At 52.9% G+C, this 21,252-nt stretch carries 19 protein-coding genes; 15 read left to right on the forward strand and 4 right to left on the reverse strand.

Annotated features, from left to right (window positions below; all coding sequences use genetic code 11):
* Positions 1 to 255: 255 nt before the first annotated feature.
* Positions 256 to 1,026 (forward strand): ABC transporter ATP-binding protein, encoded by a 771-nt coding sequence (locus CFI03_RS07395; RefSeq protein WP_116394039.1) that lies wholly within the window; start codon positions 256 to 258, stop codon positions 1,024 to 1,026.
* A gap of 334 nt (positions 1,027 to 1,360) precedes the next feature.
* Positions 1,361 to 2,215: an ABC transporter permease gene (locus CFI03_RS07400; protein WP_116394040.1), complete on the forward strand. Its 855-nt coding sequence runs from the start codon at positions 1,361 to 1,363 to the stop codon at positions 2,213 to 2,215.
* Here CFI03_RS07400 and CFI03_RS07405 read toward each other — a convergent pair.
* Positions 2,212 to 3,006, reverse strand: a complete 795-nt coding sequence (locus CFI03_RS07405) for a 3'-5' exonuclease (protein ID WP_116394041.1) — start codon at positions 3,004 to 3,006, stop codon at positions 2,212 to 2,214. The two genes, CFI03_RS07400 and CFI03_RS07405, sit on opposite strands and share 4 nt — an antisense overlap.
* A 113-nt stretch (positions 3,007 to 3,119) precedes the next feature.
* Between CFI03_RS07405 and CFI03_RS07410 the strand changes: the two genes are divergently transcribed.
* From CFI03_RS07410 to CFI03_RS07425, 4 genes are all read left to right on the forward strand, one after another.
* Positions 3,120 to 3,713 carry a TetR/AcrR family transcriptional regulator gene (locus CFI03_RS07410; RefSeq protein ID WP_116394042.1) on the forward strand — a complete coding sequence of 198 codons (594 nt, stop codon included), beginning with the start codon at positions 3,120 to 3,122 and terminating at the stop codon, positions 3,711 to 3,713.
* 257 nt (positions 3,714 to 3,970) lie between these two features.
* Entirely contained in the window at positions 3,971 to 5,002 is a 1,032-nt protein-coding gene (locus CFI03_RS07415; protein WP_116394043.1) for an aliphatic sulfonate ABC transporter substrate-binding protein, read from the forward strand.
* A gap of 26 nt (positions 5,003 to 5,028) precedes the next feature.
* The gene (locus CFI03_RS07420) at positions 5,029 to 5,958 is read left to right on the forward strand and encodes a TauD/TfdA dioxygenase family protein (RefSeq protein WP_116394044.1); all 930 of its coding nucleotides are present in this window, start codon (positions 5,029 to 5,031) and stop codon (positions 5,956 to 5,958) included.
* Between the two features lie 56 nt (positions 5,959 to 6,014).
* Complete coding sequence (locus CFI03_RS07425; protein WP_116394045.1) at positions 6,015 to 6,332, forward strand: Dabb family protein; 318 nt, start codon at positions 6,015 to 6,017, stop codon at positions 6,330 to 6,332.
* A gap of 70 nt (positions 6,333 to 6,402) precedes the next feature.
* Here the strand turns inward: CFI03_RS07425 and CFI03_RS07430 are convergent, their stop codons facing one another.
* Positions 6,403 to 6,630, reverse strand: a complete 228-nt coding sequence (locus CFI03_RS07430; RefSeq protein WP_162862767.1) for a DUF2642 domain-containing protein — start codon at positions 6,628 to 6,630, stop codon at positions 6,403 to 6,405.
* Positions 6,631 to 6,808: 178 nt separating this feature from the next.
* Between CFI03_RS07430 and CFI03_RS07435 the strand changes: the two genes are divergently transcribed.
* The 5 genes from CFI03_RS07435 (at position 6,809) to CFI03_RS07455 (ending at position 13,921) form a co-directional block, all read left to right on the forward strand.
* Positions 6,809 to 7,477, forward strand: a complete 669-nt coding sequence (locus CFI03_RS07435; RefSeq protein WP_015842390.1) for a bifunctional 2-keto-4-hydroxyglutarate aldolase/2-keto-3-deoxy-6-phosphogluconate aldolase — start codon at positions 6,809 to 6,811, stop codon at positions 7,475 to 7,477.
* Between the two features lie 183 nt (positions 7,478 to 7,660).
* A complete protein-coding gene (gene fumC / locus CFI03_RS07440) occupies positions 7,661 to 9,046 on the forward strand; it encodes a class II fumarate hydratase (protein ID WP_116394047.1) in 1,386 nt (461 codons plus the stop codon).
* Between the two features lie 584 nt (positions 9,047 to 9,630).
* Positions 9,631 to 11,577 (forward strand): ABC-F family ATP-binding cassette domain-containing protein, encoded by a 1,947-nt coding sequence (locus CFI03_RS07445; protein ID WP_116394048.1) that lies wholly within the window; start codon positions 9,631 to 9,633, stop codon positions 11,575 to 11,577.
* A 70-nt stretch (positions 11,578 to 11,647) separates the two neighbouring features.
* Complete coding sequence (locus CFI03_RS07450; RefSeq protein WP_116394049.1) at positions 11,648 to 12,277, forward strand: fumarylacetoacetate hydrolase family protein; 630 nt, start codon at positions 11,648 to 11,650, stop codon at positions 12,275 to 12,277.
* 126 nt (positions 12,278 to 12,403) lie between these two features.
* Positions 12,404 to 13,921: an MFS transporter gene (locus tag CFI03_RS07455; RefSeq protein WP_116394050.1), complete on the forward strand. Its 1,518-nt coding sequence runs from the start codon at positions 12,404 to 12,406 to the stop codon at positions 13,919 to 13,921.
* 79 nt (positions 13,922 to 14,000) lie between these two features.
* On the opposite strand, the gene CFI03_RS07460 is transcribed toward CFI03_RS07455, so the two are convergent.
* The gene (locus tag CFI03_RS07460; RefSeq protein WP_116394051.1) at positions 14,001 to 14,435 is read right to left on the reverse strand and encodes a Dps family protein; all 435 of its coding nucleotides are present in this window, start codon (positions 14,433 to 14,435) and stop codon (positions 14,001 to 14,003) included.
* Between the two features lie 57 nt (positions 14,436 to 14,492).
* A complete protein-coding gene (locus CFI03_RS07465) occupies positions 14,493 to 15,527 on the reverse strand; it encodes a LacI family DNA-binding transcriptional regulator (protein ID WP_116394052.1) in 1,035 nt (344 codons plus the stop codon).
* Positions 15,528 to 15,963: 436 nt separating this feature from the next.
* Between CFI03_RS07465 and CFI03_RS07470 the strand changes: the two genes are divergently transcribed.
* The 4 genes from CFI03_RS07470 to CFI03_RS07485 all read left to right on the forward strand — a co-directional run bounded on the left by CFI03_RS07470 (position 15,964) and on the right by CFI03_RS07485 (position 21,188).
* Positions 15,964 to 17,289, forward strand: coding sequence for a sugar ABC transporter substrate-binding protein (locus tag CFI03_RS07470; protein WP_116394053.1), 1,326 nt, complete (start codon positions 15,964 to 15,966; stop codon positions 17,287 to 17,289).
* 81 nt (positions 17,290 to 17,370) lie between these two features.
* Entirely contained in the window at positions 17,371 to 18,678 is a 1,308-nt protein-coding gene (locus CFI03_RS07475; protein ID WP_116394054.1) for a carbohydrate ABC transporter permease, read from the forward strand.
* Positions 18,675 to 19,523 carry a sugar ABC transporter permease gene (locus CFI03_RS07480; protein WP_116394055.1) on the forward strand — a complete coding sequence of 283 codons (849 nt, stop codon included), beginning with the start codon at positions 18,675 to 18,677 and terminating at the stop codon, positions 19,521 to 19,523. Before CFI03_RS07475 ends, CFI03_RS07480 begins: the two co-directional genes overlap by 4 nt.
* A 9-nt stretch (positions 19,524 to 19,532) precedes the next feature.
* On the forward strand, positions 19,533 to 21,188 hold the full coding sequence (locus CFI03_RS07485; RefSeq protein WP_116394056.1) for an alpha-amylase family glycosyl hydrolase: 1,656 nt from the start codon (positions 19,533 to 19,535) through the stop codon (positions 21,186 to 21,188).
* The last annotated feature ends 64 nt before the right edge of the window (positions 21,189 to 21,252 follow it).

The following is a 21,252-nucleotide window of genomic DNA, read 5'->3' on the forward strand; positions in this document are numbered from 1 at the left end:
AATTTGAAACTGTTGGTTTTAGACTTCAAAAAACGATTGACAGCTTTTTCCCAACCCGCTATGATCTTATCATCAGATACGGATTGACGAAAATGTCAGTCTGTAACAGGAGATCGAATCGACTGGACCAACCAGAGATTCAATGGAGCTGTCTGCTTAGACGTCCATTGGATCTTTTTTTATATCCTAATTCCAACTATTCCAATACGGAATAGTAAAATTAGGGGAAACAATCAAACAGAGGAGGTGCCGGCAATGTCGACGGCATTATTGGAGATTGTAGACGTAAGCAAAACGTTCCGTAATTCTAACGAAGCGGTTCCCGTGCTTGACCGGTTGAAGCTGACCATCAATCAAGGGGAGATTGTATCGATTATTGGACCAAGCGGCTGCGGGAAAAGCACGCTGCTCAAGATTGTAGCGGGGCTGGATGTCGATATCGAAGGCCGTGTTCTTCTTGAAGGGGAACAAGTGAAGAAGCCTTCCCAGGAGAAAGGGTTTATTTTTCAGGAGCATCGTCTATTCCCTTGGTTAACGGTTGAACGCAACATCGCGGCCGATCTGTCTCTTCGTAATCCGGAGACCCGCAAAAAGGTAGATCAGCTGATCAAACTGGTTAAATTGGAGGGCTTCGAAAAAGCATACCCGAAGCAGCTGTCCGGGGGCATGTCCCAGCGGGTGGCTATCGCGAGGGCGCTGCTCCGCAATCCGAAGGTGCTGCTGCTCGATGAACCTTTTGGCGCGCTGGATGCCTTCACCCGCAGCCATATGCAGGAGGCGCTGCTCGATATTTGGCGCGAAAACCGCACAACGATGCTGTTCGTCACTCACGATATCGACGAAGCCGTCTTCCTGTCGCATCGGGTTATCGTTCTGGACCCTCGTCCCGGCCGAATCAAGACGATTGTTCCGATCGATCTTCCGTTCCCACGCAAAAGAACGGGTTCGGCGTTCCAGGACCTCCGTACGTTAATCCTCCGTGCTCTCGACCACGAGGATCCTGATAAAGAATCTTATACAATCTAGCTCCGGCCGATGTTTAGGCCTCTTGTTTTAGCGTCCAGCGGAGATTGTTTCGGTGGAATGCGACTTTGCGTGTTTTGTATCGGCTAGCGAAGGTTGTTTGGTCGAGTGCGAATGTCCGCGCTGTTAGCGGAGGTTGATCGGTCGAGTGTGACTATTGCGCGTTTGTATCAACCGAAAAATTCTAATTCAAGAAACAAACCGCAAGGAACAATCGATCGATCAACCGTAGCGCCAATCCGCAAGGAACAATCGACCGAACAACCGAAGCCTTTGTGCCAAACAAACCGCAAGGAGCACGACCGAACAACCGGAGCCATGAAAGGATGAATAAACCATGTCCAATCCTGCTACTGAAGCAATAAAAGGAGTATCCCCGGCGGCTTCCAAGCCTGCCGCTGCCGTTCGCGCCGCCAGGATGAAAGGTGATTTCAAAGGAAGAAAGCTGCTGATGGGCAGCTTGCTGCCGCTTATTATTATTGGAAGCTGGCAATACGTCAGCGGCACGGGAATCGTGGACGCGATGATGTTCCCGGCGCCGTCCTCCATTATTAAAGAATTTTATGAAATGATCGTCTCCGGAGAGCTGTTCCGCCATCTGGAGATTAGCGTGCTGCGGGCATTGTTGGGCTTTTTGCTGGGCGGCAGCCTTGGCCTTCTTTTTGGCCTTACGGTTGGCATGTTCAGCAAGGTTGAGGAGATTGTAGATCCTACCGTTCAAATGATTCGCACCGTACCGCTCCTTGCGATTACGCCGCTGTTTATTTTGTGGTTCGGGTTTGGGGAGACGTCGAAAATTCTGCTCATCGCGCTTGGAGCGTTTTTCCCGCTCTATGTAAATACGTTTCTGGGCGTACGGAACGTGGATTCCAAGCTGTTTGACGTGGCGAGGGTATTGGAATTCAAGAAGGTGAACCAGATGATCCGCCTTGTCCTTCCGGCGGCTATGCCGAACGTGCTGCTGGGACTTCGGCTTTCGATCAGCATTGCATGGCTGGTGCTTGTCGTGGCCGAACTGATGGGTGCCGACCGGGGCATTGGCTATTTGATCCAGGATGCCCGGTCGTTTATGCGCACCGAGGTTGTGTTTATCGGCATTATTCTGTTTGCTGCCGTCGGCAAGCTGACGGACTCGCTAGTACGGGTACTGGAGCGGCGCCTGCTCAAATGGCGCGTCAGCTACAAGGGTTAGCTGCCGGCAGGGCTTTGTTGCGGCGGAGCCTGCCGCGGCGGGAGCTTGGCGGCCTCCGCTTCGAAATATTCCTTCAGCTCGGCTTCCTTGCGAGGATCCGTTAAAGCAATTTTGCCTTCCAGATGCTTGCTGACCAGCAGCTCCCAAGTAGGGGCTGCTTTTTGAGAACGCATCGCGCGCACGGCGTTTTTGACCATGCGGCGTTCCTTCGCGTTGGTGTACAGATCCTTGTATTTCTGCTTATAGGCGTCGAGGTCCAAGTGATCGAAGATGGCGCGGAACACGCCAGCCGTCATGATCGCATCGTCCAGCGCACGGTGGGCATTCCCTTCGAAGACGAGGTTAAGATCGGCCAAAGCGGCTTCTACGCTGACGTCGTTTGTGATATTTTTATAGCGGAGATAACCCTTCAGCAGGTCGAAAGTATCCATGGACAGCCAGAAGGCGTCGTCCAGCTTATGCATCCGCGTATCGTAGACGATCCGTTTCAGGTCTTCGCCGCCCCAAGTAAAGAGCATAAAGGGCTCTCCGCGGTCCAGCCACTTCATAAACTCGCCGATCACGCGAGGGAATTTTGGCGCTATATCAATTTCTTCCTGCGGAATACCCGTCTTTTTCTTAATAAAGGAATTCAGCTTGGAGAAGTAGACCGGCTTGATCAAGGAAGAAAAAATATCGGTCTGCTGTAAATCGGCATTCAGCCGTACGGCGCCAATCTCAATGACTTCCATGGGAAGATCGCTTGCGAATTTGCGTCCGTTAAATTCAATGTCCAGAATTATATAATCCATGTATTAACCCCCGATAAATTGCTCATGCCTAACCATTCTAACAGAAATGCGAAGGAAACAGGAATGAGCGTATGAGAACCTCTTGAGAGGATCATGGCGAAGGAGCAGATATTATGGCCAGGAACGTCATCAAAGACCAGCAGCAGAGGGAACTGCGCCGCAATCAGATATTGTCGGCGGCGGCTTCCGTCTTTACCGTGCGCGGCGTAGCCGTAGCGAAAATATCCGATATCGCGACCGAAGCGGGATTAAGCTACGGTCATGTTTATAATTTTTTCGAATCCAAGGAGAAGATTCTATTGGCACTTGTACAGTCCTCGCAGGAAAGGTATACCGAGCTGCTGCTCGAAGCGCGCGGCGGCAGCGGTACGTCACTCGATAAACTCAGGTGGCTCATCGAAATATACCTGCAAAAGGGCAGGACGTCCACGCATTTCTGGGTCGTGCTGCAGGCGCAGGCGACCGAGGTGCTGAATCCGGAGGAGAAAGCGGAGATCAATCAGAAAGCTCAGGCTAACCGCGATCTGCTCGCGGATATTATACGCGACGGGCAGGCGGAAGGTACAATCGTGGAAGGGGATGCGGTTGAATTGGCAACGCTGCTGCTGTCCCTGTTTCAAAGCACGTCGATATGGGGCTACCGCGGCTTTGGCGAGCCATCCGGCCACGCCGTTGATATTATGCTGAGGCTTGTTGTCAAAAAGTAAACCAAGCGGGTTGGAATAATCGGAAAAAAGTGGTTGACAGCCAAAATGTCAGCTGGTATGATCAGAATCACCAAATGACAAATTGATCATTTTATCAGTTTGTCGAACGAAGAGAATGAAGAATCGACTGGACGACCGGAGATTCGATTTCCTAACCTTTTACCTGATCACAGGGGAAGGTTAGGGATCGGATCTTTTTTTATTCTCTAAATCCGATTAAACAAATAAATAAACTTGTATTAAGGGAGATGGAGCATATGAAGAGAAACAAGTTTCGGGCTTTAACGCTGACAGCTTTGACGGTAGTTGCGCTGGTTACGGTGCTGGCCGGCTGCGGCGGCAAGTCGTCGAAGGATTCAACCGCATCCGCGGCATCGGCTAACGGAGGTGCGGCTGAACGGCCGCATGTAACGGTTAATGTGGCTATCAACGGAGGATTATCGCCGCTGCTTCTCGCAAAGGAAAAGGGATGGCTTGAGGAGGAGTTCAAAACGCTTAATGCCGACGTCAACTGGAGCGAATTCCAGAGCGGGCCTCCGCTGCTCGAGTCGCTTGCATCCAAACGCGTCGACCTCTCCTTCCTGGGGGATGGCGCTACGATTTCCGGTTTATCGGCCAACCTGCCTTTCGAGGTTATCGCTCTTCTAAGCGACGGCAAGCTGTCCAACTCGATTATTACGCCGAAGGATAAAGGGATCTCGAAGGTTGAGGACTTGAAAGGCAAGTCCATTGCGGTCGCCAAAGGTACAACGGCGCATGTGTTCCTGCTGAAGGTGCTGGAGAAGTATGGGTTAAGCGACAAGGATGTCAATCTGATTGCGCTGCAGCCGGAGGATGCTTTGCCGGCCTTCGAGACTGGCAAAGTGGATGCCTGGGTAACTTGGGATCCTTACACGACGAAGGAGACGGCATCGGGCAAAGCGACGGTTATCGCGGGCTCCAATGAAGGCATTGCCGCACCGGTATCGGCTATCGCGAGAACGGATTTTGCCAAGAGCAATCCGGAGCTGGTCACGGCGTTCCTGAAGGTTTACAAGCAGGCGATTGATTGGCAGAACGCCAACACCGACGAAGCGGTTAAGATTTATGCGGATCTGAAAAAGATTGATGCAGGCGTGGTAAAAGCGCTGCTCGCCAGCTCCGCGCCTAATCTTCGCGCTTATTCGCAAGAAGAGCTGGATGCGCAGCAGAAGTCGGCGGAGCTCTTGCTCAGCAACGGCTTCATTAAGAATAAGATTAGCTTCCAGGATCATGTCGACGCGAGTTTTCTTGAGAAGCTGTCCCAATAAACCATTTATAAAAGGAGCGATTAACCATGACTCAATTAACCGTAGACACATCCCGTCAATTTGATCTCTTTTCGAAACGCACGATTCAAGGCGGCCCGCGATTCCTGCAGCGTTTGGCTGATGGCTTGGAAGACCGTCCTTATACTCTGTTTACGCTGAAGCCGCTAGGCCCGGTCATCGGTGCAGAAATTGAAGGCGTAGACCTCAGGGAGCAAGTGTCGCCGGAAGTCAAAGCCGAACTTCACCGCGCGCTGCTGGAATGGAAGGTTCTATTCTTCCGCAACCAGGACATTACGAGCGAGCAGCAGCTGAATTTTGCAAGACAATGGGGAGAGCTGGAGAACCATCCGTTCCTGCCGAAGGGTGCGGCGGCCGAGATTACCCGTTTCGAGAAGGATGCGAACATGAAAGGGCAGGAGAACAACTGGCATACCGACGTAAGCTGGCGCTTGGAGCCATCCCTGGGAGCTGTTCTGCGGTTGTCCGAGGTGCCTCCTCAAGGCGGAGATACGCTGTGGGCGGACATGGGGGCTGCTTACGATAACCTTCCTGAAGCCGTGAAGGAGCGGATTAACGGCTTAACCGCTATCCATGATTTTACTCCGACGTTTGGCCGGAACATGCCGCCGGAGCTGCTTGCGCAGAAGCAGGCCGAATTCCCTGCGGCCGAGCATCCGGTTGTCCGTACGCATCCGGAGACGGGACGAAAGACGTTGTTCGTGAATCCGATTTTTACGACGCGTATTGTTGGCCTGGATGAGGAAGAAGGAGAGAAGCTGCTCCAGTACCTGTTCCGTCAAGCGGAGATTCCGGAATACCAAGTGCGCTTCAACTGGGAGAAGAATTCGATTGCGCTCTGGGATAACCGTGCGACCCAGCATTACGCTTCTTCCGATTATTATCCGAACCGCCGCGTAGCGGAGCGGATTTCCATTCTTGGCGACCGTCCTTATTAATTATATACTTAGGGCAGGCTTGGCCTATCATAGCGTTCTAAAAGGAGAGGAAGCACTTGCCCGCAACAACATGGATTCAGCATTCCGTTATTTTCACCTTGAAGCATGCCGGAGGCTCGGAGCAGGAACGTCTGTTTCTCGAGGATGGCAAAGCGATTCTAAGTTCTATTCCCACGGTTCAGCGGTTCCGGGTTTTCCGACAAGTAAGCCCGAAGAATGATTATAAATTCGGATTCTCGATGGAGTTCGCCGATCAGGCGGCTTACGAGGCTTATAACGCGCATCCGCTGCATGTTGCCTTCGTATCGGAGCGTTGGGAGAAGGAAGTAGAAGCGTTCCTCGAAATCGATTATTCGGAAGTTTATGAAGCATAAACAACGGAGGGTGTTCCTTTGGAGCCGGTTCAGGCTGCTGGGGACACCCTCTTTTTGCTTGCGCAAACTATTAATATGCCGGTTCAAAGGTAAACGAAGCAATATTCATAACAAGCACGTATTTGGTCTGGTTCGTATCCGTGGTCAAGGTGAGGTAAGCAGGGTCAAAAGCCGTCAGAATGCCTTGTACATCGCCGGCTGCGGTCGATACGGTCATGAGTTGGCCCTTGTGACGGGTCATCAGGGAGAAAAGGGTGGAGCCCGGCGTAATCAGATGGGAGGCGGATGGCGTTGTCATTGGATTCATTCCTTTCTGGTGAGGTCTGACTCGTATATTATAAGTATCCGCTTACAAGCGAAAACGGAACCAGTTTTTTTGCAGGGTTGTCCGATTGTTAAACATAGGCCTATAATGGAGCGGGAATGTTCAATCTTTTTGCGTTTATTTCACCTATGACTATGGGAGGTCATTTTTCATGAAGAAGCTGAAAGTACTTGGGCAATTAACGGAGGCGGGTGTCGTTGCGGTTCTGCGCGCGGATTCGCCGGAGGAAGTAGCCGAGATGGCGCGCCGTGCCATTAAAGGCGGAATTAAAGCGATTGAAATTACGATGACAGTGCCGTTTGCGCTCCGTGCGATCGAACAGCTGTCCAAGGAGTATTCCAGCACGGCTTCGCCGGATGCGGACAACTTCGCGATTATCGGCGTAGGCACCGTGCTTGATCCGGAAACGGCACGCGCGGCGATTATGGCCGGAGCGGAATTTGTAGTGGCACCTGCTTTTAACCCGGATACGATTAAGCTTTGCAACCGTTACGCGATTCCGGTTATGCCGGGCACGATGACGGTTCATGAAATTCAAAGCGCGCTTGAGATGGGCGTTGACGTAGTTAAGCTGTTCCCTGGCAACCTGTTCTCGCCAAGCATTATTCCATCGATTAAAGGTCCGCTGCCGCAGGCAAACATTATGCCAACGGGCGGCGTATCGCTCTCCAACCTGAAGGATTGGGTCAAAGCGGGCGCCGTAGCTGTAGGTATCGGTTCCGACCTGACGAAGGATGCCGTAGCAACAGGCGACTTCTCGCTGATCGAGCAAAAAGCAAGCGCCTATATGGAAGCCTATCGCGCCGCGAAAGGGCTGTAAGATTTGGAAACGTCCCGGGGATGGAGAGCGTAGCTGCTCCCTCTTGGGGCGTTTTTGCTTGCCGGGCTTGGAATTATGCCGTCCCGGCATGGATATGAGGCGGTAATCGTATTGAAATGACCGGGTGATTTTGTATAAAGTAGTACTATGTGCATGTAAACATGAAGGAGGCCGTTAAAGAGCATGGAATACCGGATTGAGAAAGACACAATGGGCGAGATCAAAGTTGCTGCGGACAGAATGTGGGGAGCTCAAACCCAACGCAGCTTGGAAAACTTCAAAATCAGCGGCGAGAAAATGCCGCTTCAAGTCGTATATGCGATGGCGATCATCAAGAAAGCAGCTGCGAACGCAAACCTGAAGCTTGGCAAGCTTGATGCGGAGAAAGCCGGCGTCATCGGCGAAGCGGTTGACGAGATTCTGGCTGGCAAATGGGACGAGCATTTCCCGCTTGTTGTATGGCAGACAGGCAGCGGCACGCAAACGAACATGAACGTGAACGAAGTGGTTGCTCACCGTGCGAACCAATTGCTTGCCGAACGCGGCAGCGAAGCCCGCATTCACCCGAACGACGACGTGAACCGTTCCCAAAGCTCGAACGATACGTTCCCGGCCGCTCTGCATATCGCGGGAGTCATCGACGTGGAAGACAAGCTGATCCCTTCGATCGATGTACTGGCAGGTACTTTTGTTGAGAAGATGGAGAAGTTCGACAACATCGTTAAAATCGGCAGAACGCATCTGCAGGATGCTACTCCGATCACGCTTGGCCAAGAAATCAGCGGCTGGCATGCGATGCTCGAGAAAACACGCGCGATGCTGATTCAAAGCATCGATCAAATGCGCGAGCTGGCGCTTGGCGGTACGGCGGTTGGTACGGGCCTGAACGCTCATCCGGACTTCGCGGTGAAGGTAGCGGAAGAAGTAACGGCTCTGACTGGCAAAACGTTCATCACGGCTCCTAACAAGTTCCACTCGCTGACAAGCCATGATCAAATCGTGTACGCGCATGGTGCGGTAAAAGCGCTCGCAGCGGATCTGATGAAGATTGCGAACGACGTTCGCTGGCTGGCAAGCGGCCCTCGCTGCGGTATTGGCGAGATCTCCATTCCGGAGAACGAACCGGGCAGCTCCATCATGCCAGGTAAAGTAAATCCTACGCAAAGCGAAGCGCTGACAATGGCCGCTTGCCAAGTGTTCGGCAACGACGCAACGATTGGCTTCGCGGCAAGCCAAGGCAACTTCGAGCTTAACGTGTTCAAGCCGGTTATTATCTACAACTTCCTGCAATCCGTTGCTCTGATGGCGGACGGCATGATCTCGTTCAACGATAACTGTGCGATCGGCATCGAGCCTAACGAAGCGGTTATCAAGCGCAATCTCGAGCAATCGCTTATGCTGGTAACGGCGTTGAACCCGTACATCGGCTATGAGAACGCGGCGGCAATCGCGAAAAACGCGCACAAAAAAGGACTGACGCTGAAAGAATCCGCGATCGCAAGCGGTCTTCTCACTTCGGAGCAGTTCGACGAATACGTGAAGCCGGAAGCAATGGTTGGCAAACGTTAATAGATAAGGCAGGCTCCGGGTTTCCCGGAGCCTTTTTTTGTTTGCGGACCGTCCGGAAGGCGGATCGCGTGGCTGGTGAATCTGCTCTGTATTGTGGGGTTAAGGTTCCTAAGGGACCTTAACGGAGTTCGGCGTGGTATGAGATGGGGGCTTAAGGTTCTTTAGGGAGCTTAAGGTAGGCCGAAGCAGCAAAGACTGGTTTGGTTGCAGGAGGCTGGCTAAGCTAAGCTTAACGATGCGGGACATCGTTAAAGTGACTAATTAGTGGGAAGCGCATGGTCTTGGCGATGTGCGACATCGTTAAGGGAAGAGAAAAGTTGGCGGAATGAGCAAAATGGGCGGTTTTGGCTGAGCTTAACGATACGCCGTATCGTTAAGGCATCAGAAATGGGGTAGTTGGTGTGCTTAACGATGCACGACATCGTTAAGCTGTTTGCGTAAGGGATGAGGCGTGAGGCGGGGTTGCTGAGCATGCATGTTTGCATGGCTTCGGGTGCCAGGGGGCGGCGGAATATGGTATGATACGGATGGCAGTTGCCGCAAGGGCGGCTGCACATTTTGGATGTAAAGTAGGGTAACTTATTATGCATTTATTATCGGTTGAACATATAACGAAAAGCTACGGCGAGAAAATGCTCTTCGAGGACGTGACCTTTGGCGTCGAAGAGGGCGATAAAATCGGTATTATCGGCGTCAACGGAACGGGCAAGTCGACGTTCCTGAAGGTTATCGCCGGATTTGAGCCTGCCGACTCCGGCAGCATCTCGATCGGCAACCGCGTCGTTGTGCGGATGCTGGCGCAGGACCCGACATTCGCGCCGGGCGAGACGGCGCTCGAGCATGTGCTTGGCGGCGATTCGCCGCAGCTGCGCGCCGTTCGCGAATATGCGGCTTCGCTTGAAGCGCTTGAGCTGAAGCCAAGCGACGAGTCGCTGCAGGAGCGACTGATCAAAGCTAATCAGAAGATGGACGAGCTGGACGCCTGGACGCTGGAAAGCGAAGCAAAGACGGCGCTTGGCCGTCTGGGCATCCAAAACTTCAACGATAAGGTAGAGACGTTCTCCGGCGGGCAGAGAAAACGCGTGGCGATGGCGGCGGCTTTGCTGCAGCCTTCGGATATTCTTATTCTGGACGAGCCTACCAACCATATCGATAACGAATCCGTTGCGTGGCTGGAGAGCATGCTGCAAAAGCGCAGAGGCGCGCTGCTCATGATTACCCATGACCGTTACTTTCTGGACCGGGTAAGCAACCGCGTCATCGAGCTGGATAAAGGGCGGGCGTTCTTCTATGAAGCGAACTACAGCCGTTTCCTCGAGCTGAAGGTAGAACGCGAGGAGCGGGAAGCGGCTTCCGAGGACAAGCGGCAAAATCTGCTGCGTAACGAACTGGCTTGGATCCGGCGCGGAGCGAAAGCCAGGTCGACCAAGCAGAAGGCCCGGATCGACCGGTTCGAAGCGCTTAAGGCGCAAGCGCCGAAGCAAGCAGGCGGCAAAATGGACGTATCGGTAGCGTCAACGCGACTCGGCAAAAAAATCGTGGAGATGGAATCGGTCAGCAAACGGTTTGGCGACCGTACGCTTATCCGCGATTTCAGCTATATCGCCGTACCGGAAGACCGCGTCGGCATCGTTGGCCGTAACGGCGAAGGTAAGTCTACGTTGCTGAAGCTCATCGCGGACAAGCTGAAGCCCGATGAAGGCAAGATCGAGCTTGGCATGACCGTTAAGCTGGGTTGGTTCTCGCAGGAGCATGAAGAGATGGATGAGTCGCTTCGCGTCATCGAGTATATCCGCGAGGGAGCGGAGCAGGTGAAGACGGCAGATGGCACGACCATTTCTGCCGGTCAGATGCTGGAGCGGTTTCTTTTCGAGCCTGCGATGCAATGGTCGATTATCGGCAAGCTCTCCGGCGGAGAGAAGCGCCGTCTGCAGCTGCTGCGCGTCCTGATGAATGCGCCTAACGTCCTGCTGCTCGACGAGCCTACCAATGACCTGGACATTGCGACATTGTCGGTACTCGAGGATTACCTCGACGATTTCCCCGGCGTTGTGTTTGTGGTATCCCATGACCGTTACTTCCTTGACCGGACCGTCGATAAAATCTTCGCCTTTGAAGGCGATGGGGTCATTACGCAGCATGTCGGCAACTACACCGAATACCAGGAATATGTCGAGAAGTATGGTGGCACTACCGACTCGGCAGGCAGCATAAAACCGGCACAGGCGGCAGCTAAGCCAGCTGCAGAACCTTCTTCGGCAGCAGATGGCGGAAGCAAGCCTTCCGGCGAACGTTTGCGCATGTCGTACAAGGACCAGAAGGATTACGAGCAGATTGACGGCTGGATCGAGAAAGCGGAAAGCCAGCTGGCGGCCGTGACGGAAAAGATGAATAACGCGGGCAGCGATTCCGCGCTTTTGCAGCAATTAGTGGAAGAGCAGCAGCAGTTGGAGTCCAAGCTGGAAGAGCTGATGGACCGCTGGGCGGAGCTTAACGAGCTGGCGGAGAAGATCGCGGCTCAGAAGAAATAGACTTATGCTTGCGGAGCGAAAATGACTTCGCAATTGTTGTTCGCAATTCTTATTAGGAGGAACTCCAACCATGGCAAACGATATTCGCAACATCTATTGCATCGGCCGGAACTACCGGCTGCATGCGCTTGAGCTGGGTAATGAAGTACCGGAGGAGCCGCTTGTTTTTACGAAGCCCTCTCATGCGGTTGCGCCGATGAACGGCAACGTCGTCGAAATTCCGGGCGGACGCGGGGAAGTGCATTTCGAGCTGGAGCTGGTGCTTCGCATTGCGCGTCGGCTTGAACCGGGCATGTCGCCGGATGAGATTATTGACGGATTGGCGCTAGGACTCGACTTGACGCTGCGCGACGTGCAAAGCAAGCTGAAGGCAAAAGGCCAGCCTTGGCTGGATGCCAAAGGCTTCAAAGCCTCCGCTCCGCTTGGCGAATGGATGGCTTATCCGGGCGAGGAGGGGCTGAAAGCCTTTGATTTTGCCCTCATTCGCAACGGCGAGCAAGCGCAGCTTGGCAATTCCAAGGATATGCTGTTCAGCATCTCCGAGCTGGTGCGTCATATCGATTCGCGTTACGGCCTTGGCGAAGGCGACATTATCTTTACGGGCACGCCTGCCGGCGTAGCCGCTTTGCATGACGGCGACGTGCTCGAAGCGCTGTTTAACGGCGAAAAAGCAGCAAGCTGCACGGTGAAGCTGGTATAGCATCTCATAAAACGAGTTAGACTGTCGAGCTAGAATCGACAGTCTTTTTTCTGCTTCGGTTTAAATTCCGTTTAAATTCGGCGGTTAAGATGATTCCAGATCAAAGAAGTGGAGAGGTGCTTATCTGTGACTGTGAATAAAAACAATAAAACGCTCATCCTGATCGGCTTGCTTCTTGGCCTTATATTCGCCGAGATGGATGAGACCGTCGTCTCAACCGCAATGCCAACGATTATCCGCGAGCTGCACGGTTTATCGCTGTACGGCTGGGTAGCAGGCGTATACATGCTGGCTATGACGATTGCTATGCCGATATTGGGCAGGCTTGCGGATGTATTCGGCCGGAAAAAAATATACATGAGCTGTATGGCCTTGTTCTGCCTCGGTTCCATCGTGTGCGGCTCCGCCGACTCCATGGCCCAGCTGCTTATCGGCAGAGGCATTCAAGGGATCGGCGCAGGCGGATTAATGCCAATCGCTCTAGTTATTATCGGAGAATCCTTCCCGCTGGAGCAGCGCGCGAAGGTGCAGAGCCTTATTGGTCCGCTGATGATTCTGCCGCAGCTAATCGGACCAACGATCGGCGGTTATTTTGTCGGAAATCTCAATTGGCATTGGTTGTTCCTCATTAATATTCCCGTAGCGGTTATCGCGGTTGCCTTCTTGTTCAAAGGACTGCATGAGTCCAAAGGGGAAGAAAAGCATACGATTGACTGGGCAGGGGCGGGAACGCTTGTCGTCGCATTACTGTCCTTCCTGATTGCGCCAGTACTGATCGATAACCAAGGATTAAGCTGGTCGTCCCCGATTATTATAGGACTGCTTGTTTTGTCCGCTGTATTAATCGGCTTGTTTATTCGGATTGAATCGAAAGCGAAGCAGCCGATCATTCCGCTGCATCTGTTCCGCAACCGGAATGTCGTTGTATTATCGCTTCTTGTCTTTACGTTAATGCTTGGGCTTATGGGCGGAATCGCAACCTTCCCGTTCTTCGCGCAAAATGTGATGGGACTTACGCCAACCGAAGCGGGTTATCTGATGTTCGCCTTTATGGCCGGAGCCATCCCGTCCAGTATCGTAAACGGGTTTTTAATTACCCGCGTCGCTTATCGCAACCTGTTTATTACCTGCTTCGTCCTGCCGCTTGTGGGAATATTCATGCTCACGCAGCTGGCCGTAAGCACAACTCCGTTGTTTGTTATTATTGCCTTCTTTGTTATGGGACTAGGCATTGGAGCGCTGTTTGGCGGAGATAACCTGATCGTGCAGGAGTCCGTAGAGAAAAAGCATAGCGGCGTAGCGCTTGGCACGGTTCAGCTGTTCCAGTCGCTTGGCGCTACAGTTGGGCTTAGCGTATTCGGCAGTGTTCTCGCCAAGAGCATTAAAGACGGCATAAACAGCTTGTCCAGCGGAATGGATCCGGAGACGGTCGATTCGATCAAGACAGGCGGGATTCCGGCCGGATTGCCATCAGATCTTGTGCTGAAGATACAAACGGTATTCGCTAATTCCTTTGACCATATCTTCGCTATAGCGCTTGGATTCGCGGCAGTATCCTTTGTAATAACCTGGTTCTTGAAGAAGGAAGTGCTCACGAAGCATGAGGATGCGGAAGAGCAGGCAGCCGGACAAACGGTTGCGTAGATCTTTCTTGCAATATAACAAACACCCCCGCGGAGGCCGGAAGGCTGAGGCGGGGGTGTTTGTCATATAACGAAAATAATTAAGCGTTAAACGCGGTCAGCATCCAGACATGCTTCTCGAGGGTGGTATGGATGGCAAGCAGCATATCGGCGGTCGTTTCGTCGCCTGCGTCTTGCGCAATATCCATGCCTTCCTTCAGCTCGCTGATGACGATGGAGAAATCGGTAATCAACGTCTCCACCATCTGGTGGGCCGATTCGCTGCCGCTCGCTTCCTTGATGCTGGCGATGCGCAGATATTCCGCCATCGTCGCAACCGGTGCGCCTTTTAACGCCAGCAGCCGTTCGGCAAGCTCATCGACATGAAGAGCCGCTTCCTCGTAGAACTCCTGGAACTTCACATGCAGGGTGAAAAACTGAGTGCCTTTGACATACCAATGGAAGTTGTGCAATTTGATGTACAGGACGCTCCAATTGGCGATTTGTTTATTAAGAACGTCATTTGTTTGTGTCATACGGTTTCACATTCCTTTCCTAGGCAGTAGTGTGCGCACGGGAAAGGTTTTGCATACTTAAAAACCGCGGCTGGCGGCAAGGCGAACGGAGGATTCGCGTACGATCAGCCGGTGCGGGATAATGACATCCGACTGATGGATCGGCTCGTCCTGAATCTGACGGATTAAGAGCTGCGAGGCCGTATAGCCGAGCTGGTACGTTCCGATATCTACGGAGCTGATTGGCGGCGTGGCAAGCTCGGACAACGCAATATTGTTAAAGCTGACAAGGCTGATGTCATCAGGCACCTTGTAGCCGATTTCGGTTAAGCCGCGAAGCACGCCAAACGCCACCACGTCATCGATGACCACAAGCCCTGTCGGGCGCTCCGGCAGTCCCATAATAAAAGACATAGCCCGGAAGCCGCTTTCCTGCAGGAACTCGCCTTCCACAATCCACTCCGACTGCATGGGCAGTCCTGCCTCGCGCATCGCTTTTTTATAGCCTTCCATCCGGTCGTTCGAAACGGTCAGGTTGGTTGGTCCGCTCACAAAACCGATTCGGCTATGGCCTTGCTTGATCAGGTGTTGAGTGGCGTCGTAAGCAGCTTGTACGTTATCGTTGTTGACCGTCATCACGCGGCTGTATTCCTCGCCGGCGCGTCCGATCAGAATGCTGGGGAAATCCTGCTCGTTTAAATAACGGATAAGCGGATCATTCACCCGTGCAGACAGCAGGATCACGCCGTCTACGCGCCTGCCGAACACAAGCCGGGAGATCGTCTCGGTCTCGTCATGCGCGCTTGTTGCCGTCGTAAGCAGCATATCGTAGCCCGCTCTGGTGGAGTGGGTCAGTATTCCTCTTAACAGTTCCCCGAAAAAGAAGTCCTGGAACAGCTCTTCCGCAGGGCGGGGGAGCATGATGGCTAACGTCTTGGTTGTCTTGGAGACCAGGCTTTTAGCCATGACATTCGGGTGATAGCCCATTTCCTCCATGATCTTTTTCACCTTGGCGGACGTCTCCTTGCTGATTCGAGGATGATTGGATACCACCCTCGACACGGTCGAAGGGGAAACGCCTGCAGCTTTCGCAATATCTTTAATGGTTACCATCGTTATCGTGATCCCCTTACTCTTATGCAATCGTTTGAACTCTATGCATCCATGTTACTTGAACGGGTCTTTAAAGTAAACTGGCAGTTCGGAACTTTGCCAAGCCACAAGTGAAATATTGGGCAAATTCAAGAAAATCGAAGAAAACGGGAGATAACCATAAAATTACTTGCATAGATCATCTGTGCAAACGTTTTAACAAACCTAATAGGCTGTTGTATGATGAACTCGTGGATATAACGCTTTCATTGCGAAAATCGGCGTATAATCAGCCGGAAACGAATGAAAACGACGTGTACCCTTACTTTTCTTTTGCCATTTGCACAAACGTTTGCACAAAACGACAAATAGCGGCATACCCGCTGCAGGCACGGAAAACGGGTAAGATCGGGCGCATCTATCCCAAGTCATACATTACGGAAGGGGATCATTAAGAATGAAAAAATGGTTTGTATCGACGATGATTACGGCATTGTTCATCGTATCGGCTTGCGGAAGCGGCGGCAGCAATAACAACGGCAATTCCGCGGCTACAAACGCTCCCGCGGCAACGGAAGAAGCTTCGGCTAACGCAGGCAATGCAGGCGCAAGCGAGGAGCCGGCAGACGAGGCGATCGTACCGGAAGAAGGCGCAACGCTCACTGTATGGGATTCGAAGAACGAACGCGGCTTCGTAGAAGAAATGGCGAAGGAATTTACGGCGCAATACAACATTCCGGTCAAAATCGAAGAAGTAGAGTCGCCGGACCAAGTGAAAAAGCTGACAACCGACGGTCCTGCGGGCATCGGTGCCGACATCGTAACGTTCCCGCATGACAACCTTGGCCAAGCGGTAGCAGCCGGACTTATTCTTCCTAACGATTTCTTCGAAGAAGAGACAAAAACGGCAAACGCGGAAGCTGCGGTTAACGCGGTAACTTCGGACGGTATCCTGTACGGCTACCCTCGTTCGGTAGAAACTTACGCGCTGTTCTACAACAAAGACCTGGTACAGACGCCTCCGGCATCGTTTGACGACATCGTTACCTTCTCGAAAACATTTAATGATCCCGCAAAAAATAAATATGCCCTCATGTGGGAAATGGGCAATTTCTACTTCAACTACATCTTCTTCGCATCAACCGGCGGTTACGTGTTCGGCGAGAACGGCACAAACGCTGCCGACATCGGTCTGAACAACGATGGCGCGGTTGAAGGTCTGAAATACTTCCAGTCCTTGAAGCAAATTCTGCCGATCAAATCCGGCGACGCTTCCGCGGACATTATCCAAGGCAAATTCGCCGACAAATCGCTGGCCATGACGATTACGGGTCCTTGGAAAGTCGGCGACTTCAAGAACCTGGGCATTAATTTTGGCGTAGCTCCAATTCCGACGATCAACGGCAAACCGGCTGTTTCGTTCTCCGGCGTAAAAGCTTGGTACGTGAACTCGTTTACGAAATACCCGAATGCTTCCCGTCTGTTTGCTAACTTTATTTCTTCCAAAGCAGGCCAGTTGAAAGACTACTCGCTGACTGGCGCGATTCCGGCGAACAAAGAAGCGATGGAAGATCCATCGTTCAAAGCGGATGAGATCTCGAGCGGCTTTGCAGCGCAATTCGTAAATTCGCAAGCGATGCCTTCCATTCCGGAAATGGGCAAGGTATGGGATCCGATCGGCGCGGCTCTGGCCGACATCTGGAACGAGAACAAAGATCCAAAAGCAGCACTCGACAATGCGGTTAAGCAAGTACAAGAGGCGGCTAAAGGCGCGACGAAATAACGGCATTCGAAATAAGAGACAGATGGCTCGCCCGCCGAAAAAAGTTTCGGCGGGCGTAAGCCGTGGAAGGAGTACACGGGTATGAATGGTCGTCGCAGTGCTGTTTTGTCCGCCATATCTATGGGGCTTGGCCAACTGTACAACCGGCAATATTTGAAAGGCATTCTGCTGCTCCTGACGGAGGCGGCAGCGCTTGGTTATTTTATACCGCGCCTTGTGCATGATCTGTGGGGGATTTGGACGCTGGGTGACGCACCATCCAAGATGGTGAAGGTAGGCAAGGTTTATCAGACGGTCAAAGGGGATCATTCGATCTTCCTGATGATTAACGGTCTAATTACGATTTTAGTATTGGCGCTTTTTATTGCCATTTACATTATGAATATCCGCGATGCGTACCGTACGGGGGCAAAAAGAGATCAAGGCATTCAGGCCGCGAGCTTCCGGGAGTCCATCAGCTATGTGTGGGACCGCAAGTTTCCTCATCTGCTGCTGACCATTCCGGGCCTCGGCGTATTGTTCCTGACGATTATGCCGATTGTCTTCATGATTTTGCTTTCCTTCACGAACTACTCATTGCCTCAACATATTCCGCCGGCGAAGCTGGTCGATTGGGTCGGCTTCAACACCTTTAAGGATCTGCTGACGCTGAAATCCTGGAGCAGAACGTTTTTTGGCGTCTTTACCTGGACGATTATATGGGCCGTGCTGGCGACCGCAACCTGCTATTTCGGCGGCCTGCTTGTCGCCCTGCTTATCGAACAGAAGGATGTGAAGTTTAAAAAGCTGTGGCGGACGCTGTTCATCCTGCCTTACGCGATTCCGCAACTGATCTCGCTGCTTGTGATGCGCAACCTGTTCAACGGACAGTTTGGCCCGATTAACCAGTACCTGTCGTACTTCGGCTTTGGCAAGCTGCCTTGGCTGACGGATCCGACCTGGGCGAAGGCGACCGCTATTCTCGTGAATATGTGGGTTGGCATTCCGGTGTCGATGGTCCTCATTCTTGGCGTGCTAACCGCCATTCCGAAGGATCTCTACGAAGCGGCGGACGTGGACGGAGCCTCCGGCTACCAGAAGTTCCGGATCGTTACGCTGCCGTTTGTCCTGTTTGCGACGGCGCCGATTCTGATTACGCAGTTTGCGGGCAATATCAACAACTTCAACCTGATCTTCCTGCTGACAAACGGCGAACCGCTGAACGGCAATTATCAATATGCGGGCAGCACGGACCTGCTTGTCACGTGGCTGTACAAACTGACGCTGAACAACAGCCAATTCAATATGGCTTCGGCGATTGGCATTATTATTTTCATTATTATCGCAACGTTCTCGATCATTAACTACCGCCGTACGAAGTCGTTCAAAGAGGAGGATATGATCCAATGAAGGCTGGTCAATCGAGGAGCCGTTATATTCGGCTGACGCTTAGCTATGCGGTGCTGACTGTCATCGCGATTTGTTGTCTTTATCCTGCCCTTTGGGTGCTGCTGTCTTCGTTCCGTCCGGGCACTTCGTTATACAGCGATTCGTTTATTCCAAAGACGTTTACGCTGTCGCACTACACGGAGCTGTTCCATTCGAAAGTATTCCTGTACGGCAGATGGTATCTGAACACTTTGAAAATCGCGTTTCTGTCGATGATTTTCTCGACGATACTCTCGACGATGAGCATGTACGCGTTGTCGCGCTTCCGGTTCAAGGGGCGGAAAACCCTGCTGACAACCCTGCTAGTCCTCGGCATGTTCCCTGGCTTTATGAGCCTTGTGCCGGTGTATATTTTCCTGCTTCAGCTTAACCTGCTGGATACCCATGCGGCGATCATCATCGTTTATTCCGCGGGTTCGGTATTGATGAACGGGTTTGTGATAAAAGGGTTCTTCGATACGATTCCGCGCAGCCTTGATGAATCCGCTCGGATTGACGGCGCGAACCATTTGCAAATTTTCTACCGCATTATGCTGCCGCTTGCCCGTCCGATTCTGATTTATGTCGCGCTGACGACGTTTGCGGGAGCTTGGGTCGACTTTATTTTCGCCCGGCTGGTGCTTCGTTCGAAAGAGAACTGGACGCTTGCCGTCGGCATGTGGGATCTGGTCAGCTCGTACCAGAACTCGAACTTTACGATGTTTGCCGCGGGCGCCGTCTTGATTGCGGTTCCGATTACGCTGCTTTTCGTCTTCCTGCAGAAGTTCCTTGTTCAAGGGCTTACGGCAGGCGCTTCGAAAGGATAAGGCTTGGCTATGGCGTATGGAGGTTGGTTTGTGCGTGCCGCGATTGCTGCCGCCTTGGCAGCTTTGCTTGCGGGCTGCTCGGCGAATAACGCTGGCGGCGGGAAGGCTGAGAGTAAGCCTGTTGCCTCGGCATCGCCGACGGCTGCCGCTGCTGTGAAGGAGGCTTCTGCGGAGCCGGTGGATGAACAGCCGGGCACCGTTTATTACGAGATTTTTGTCCGGTCCTTCTACGATACGAATGGGGACGGGATTGGCGATCTGAACGGCGTAACGGCCAAGCTGGACTATTTGCAGCAGCTCGGCGTCGGCGGCATTTGGCTTATGCCCATTAATCCTTCGCCAAGCTATCACGGGTATGACGTGACGGATTACCGGGCGGTCAATCCGGATTACGGTACGCTGAATGACCTGAAGAAGCTGACGGATGAGGCGCATAAGCGCGGCATTAAGGTCATAATGGATCTGGTCGTGAATCATACGAGCACGGAGCATCCGTGGTTTAAGGAGGCGCTTGCGGATCCGGATAGTCCTTATCGGAGCTGGTACCATTTTGCGGGGGCCGATGAGGATGCGAAGGCGGACGGTGCGGTTGGCAGCAATCCGTGGCATGTGACGGCTGACGGGAAAAGCAAGTATCTAGGCGTGTTCTGGGAAGGCATGCCGGACTTGGATTTTGACAACGCAGACGTACGCCAAGAGCTTGTGTCCGTCGGCCAATATTGGCTGGAGCAGGGGCTCGACGGCTTCCGGCTTGATGCGGCCAAGCATATTTACGGAGACTATGCTTCAACCATTAATAGCCCGGAGATTCAGGCTGCGAATAAGAAATGGTGGCAGGAGTTCCGCAGTGGCTTGTCCGGCGTAAAGCCGGATGCGTACCTGGTAGGCGAGGTATGGGATTCGCCCGTTGTTATTGCTCCTTATCTGGATAAGGCGCTGGACTCGGCATTTGATTTCGATCTCGCCGGCAAGCTGATCAGCTCGGCTGACCGGGAGCGGGATTCGGATCTGGCCTTTACGCTTGGCAAGGCATACGGGTTGTACGAGAAGTCCTCGGGCGGAACGTATGTGGACGCGCCGTTTCTGAGCAACCATGATCAGACTCGGGTGATGACCGCTTTGAACGGCAATCTGGCTCATGCCAAGATGGCTGCAGCCATGTTGCTCACCCTACCGGGAAATCCGTTTATCTATTACGGCGAAGAGCTTGGCATGGCCGGGGCTAAGCCGGATGAGTATTTGCGCGAGCCGATGATCTGGTATGCCGACCCCGCTGGCGGGGAGGGCCAGACCAGCTGGGAGCAGAGCAAGTACAATGCTGCGGGCTCTGCGGTATCGGTGGAAAGCGAGCAGCAGAATGATCAGTCGCTGCTTGCTTGGTATCGGATGCTGCTCAAGTGGCGCAGCGAGGAGCCGGCATTGCGCGACGGGGGTATCGCCGCGTACAGCTTGAAGAACGCGGTACCGCAAGTATCCGCGTATGTGAGGGCAACAGCAGACGAGCGCGTGCTCGTGCTGCACAATTTGTCCGGCCAGCCGCAGAAGGCGGAGCTGGCCGAAGAGTACGGCTCATTCGCGAAGCTGAGCCGCAAGAGCGACAACGCCGCCGAGCTAAGCGGCGGCGTCGTCACGCTGCCGCCATACAGCAGCGTTATTTTGAAGTAGACGAATCCGGTGCCTGAGGCGCCGGATTTTTTGTTGTTTGGACGGCGGGGGCCTCGCCACCCGT

The sequence above is a fragment of the Paenibacillus sp. ATY16 genome, from assembly GCF_003399985.2.
Lineage (GTDB): Bacteria > Bacillota > Bacilli > Paenibacillales > Paenibacillaceae > Pristimantibacillus > Pristimantibacillus glycanilyticus.

Excerpts from the sequence above, each read along its gene's own strand:
- CFI03_RS07395 (WP_116394039.1), top strand. The coding sequence starts at position 256 with ATGTCGACGGCATTATTGGAGATTGTAGACGTAAGCAAAACGTTCCGT.
- CFI03_RS07430 (WP_162862767.1), bottom strand. The coding sequence starts at position 6,630 with ATGACAACGCCATCCGCCTCCCATCTGATTACGCCGGGCTCCACCCTT.
- CFI03_RS07435 (WP_015842390.1), top strand. The coding sequence starts at position 6,809 with ATGAAGAAGCTGAAAGTACTTGGGCAATTAACGGAGGCGGGTGTCGTT.
- CFI03_RS07465 (WP_116394052.1), bottom strand. The coding sequence starts at position 15,527 with ATGGTAACCATTAAAGATATTGCGAAAGCTGCAGGCGTTTCCCCTTCG.
- CFI03_RS07480 (WP_116394055.1), top strand. The coding sequence starts at position 18,675 with ATGAAGGCTGGTCAATCGAGGAGCCGTTATATTCGGCTGACGCTTAGC.
- CFI03_RS07485 (WP_116394056.1), top strand. The coding sequence starts at position 19,533 with ATGGCGTATGGAGGTTGGTTTGTGCGTGCCGCGATTGCTGCCGCCTTG.
- CFI03_RS07400 (WP_116394040.1), top strand. The coding sequence starts at position 1,361 with ATGTCCAATCCTGCTACTGAAGCAATAAAAGGAGTATCCCCGGCGGCT.
- CFI03_RS07415 (WP_116394043.1), top strand. The coding sequence starts at position 3,971 with ATGAAGAGAAACAAGTTTCGGGCTTTAACGCTGACAGCTTTGACGGTA.
- CFI03_RS07405 (WP_116394041.1), bottom strand. The coding sequence starts at position 3,006 with ATGGATTATATAATTCTGGACATTGAATTTAACGGACGCAAATTCGCA.
- fumC (WP_116394047.1), top strand. The coding sequence starts at position 7,661 with ATGGAATACCGGATTGAGAAAGACACAATGGGCGAGATCAAAGTTGCT.
- CFI03_RS07445 (WP_116394048.1), top strand. The coding sequence starts at position 9,631 with ATGCATTTATTATCGGTTGAACATATAACGAAAAGCTACGGCGAGAAA.
- CFI03_RS07410 (WP_116394042.1), top strand. The coding sequence starts at position 3,120 with ATGGCCAGGAACGTCATCAAAGACCAGCAGCAGAGGGAACTGCGCCGC.
- CFI03_RS07470 (WP_116394053.1), top strand. The coding sequence starts at position 15,964 with ATGAAAAAATGGTTTGTATCGACGATGATTACGGCATTGTTCATCGTA.
- CFI03_RS07420 (WP_116394044.1), top strand. The coding sequence starts at position 5,029 with ATGACTCAATTAACCGTAGACACATCCCGTCAATTTGATCTCTTTTCG.
- CFI03_RS07475 (WP_116394054.1), top strand. The coding sequence starts at position 17,371 with ATGAATGGTCGTCGCAGTGCTGTTTTGTCCGCCATATCTATGGGGCTT.
- CFI03_RS07460 (WP_116394051.1), bottom strand. The coding sequence starts at position 14,435 with ATGACACAAACAAATGACGTTCTTAATAAACAAATCGCCAATTGGAGC.
- CFI03_RS07450 (WP_116394049.1), top strand. The coding sequence starts at position 11,648 with ATGGCAAACGATATTCGCAACATCTATTGCATCGGCCGGAACTACCGG.